Annotated in this window: 1 protein-coding gene; it reads right to left on the reverse strand. The window is 48.4% G+C overall.

Annotated elements, in window-relative coordinates; genetic code table 11:
* A partial coding sequence (gene ltrA, locus ACFFGV_RS18670) for a group II intron reverse transcriptase/maturase (RefSeq protein WP_377351144.1) occupies nt 1–935 on the reverse strand: 935 nt, incomplete at its 3' end.
* Between the last annotated feature and the right edge of the window lie 553 nt (nt 936–1,488).

Genomic DNA, 1,488 nt, shown 5'->3' on the forward strand with positions numbered 1-1,488 from the left:
TCTCTAATACGTCGGTCTATGGACCAACCTTTTGACCTGGAAGTGAGTTCTCGTACTTTAGCCTTCATCCGTTTCATGCTTTTGCGATGTATGCGGATTTTAGGTTCTTTATTGCTTGTGAAGCTGAACCCGAGTAACTTCCTCTTCCATGGTCTATCCACCGTTGACTTCTTATGATTGACCTTCAATTTAAGCTTCTGCTCAATGAATTTCGTTATAGAAGCCATGACACGCTGGGCTGATTTCCTCGATTGGACGTAGATGTGGCAATCATCCGCATACCTTACGAAGTTAAGCCCCCTTGCCTCTAGCTCCTTATCTAATTCGTTCAGAATGATATTTGCTAATAGAGGACTGAGTGGTCCACCTTGCGGAGTTCCCTCTTGGGATTGAACCTTGACTCCCTCCATCAGGATACCTGCTTTGAGGTAACGACTAATGAGGCGAAGAAGTGCGCTATCTTTGATGGTTTTTGCTAGTAAGCCCATGAGTTTATCATGGTTTACTTTGTCAAAGAACGCTTCCAAGTCCATGTCTACAACCCAGCGCTTTCCCTCTCGAATGTACTCCTGTGCCTGACGGACAGCTTGGTGACCGTCCCTATTCGGTCGGAAACCGTAGCTATTGGAGGAGAAGGTAGGGTCGAACACTTTCGTAAGTTCCTGGGCAATTGCCTGCTGAATAAACCGATCTACCACGGTAGGGATACCTAACATCCGGACTCCACCGTCGGGTTTCGGGATTTCGACTCGACGTACGGGAGATGGCTGGTAGGTTCCCGCCTCCAGTTGGTGACGCAAGGTGTTCCAGTGTTCGGTGACATACCTTCGTAGGTTTTGTACGGGCATGTGGTCGACACCGTGACTACCTTTATTACGTTCCACTCGTTTTAGTGCTGCTTTGAGATTGTCCCGTGATAGAATTCGATTCATCATTTGATACTACTCTCCTACGCGAGCGATAGTCTTTCTTCTATTCATCCTCTATTCCACCCTCCTAGAGTCCCCCATGACCTTCATCACTTCCTCCTCTAGGCAAGCTCATTATGAGTTGTCTGTGTCTTCACAGAGATATGCGTCCGAAAGGTCGCTCTTCCTTAAAGATTCGGTCCTTCCTAACCTATCTCGAGCTTAAGTTAGTACTATGACCTCGGCTGACTTCTGTTGATTCAACTACTTATCGCTAAGTAGGTTACGAAGGGTACTTCGCTCATCAACAGACCTCCCCGGGTAAGAGTACGTGCTTCCCTTCCAACACCGCCTCATTTACTGCCAACCCCTTTGGTCGTTGGACTTCGATGTGTTTAGCCACCTCATCCAGGGCAGACAGCCTTCTATGAGGTTCGTGTTCCTCGGGTCGGAAGTTTGCCTCCGGCTTCCTTCAGATTCTAGGTCACCCCAGACACCCTTGCCTTTGGCTAACGGCTACAACGACCTTCACCGTTCGGGACTTTAACCCTAAAGCATGCACCCATGCCAGGCACACTAA

Origin of the sequence: Pontibacillus salicampi, from assembly GCF_042434395.1 — a bacterium.
GTDB classification, from domain to species: domain Bacteria; phylum Bacillota; class Bacilli; order Bacillales; family BH030062; genus Pontibacillus; species Pontibacillus salicampi.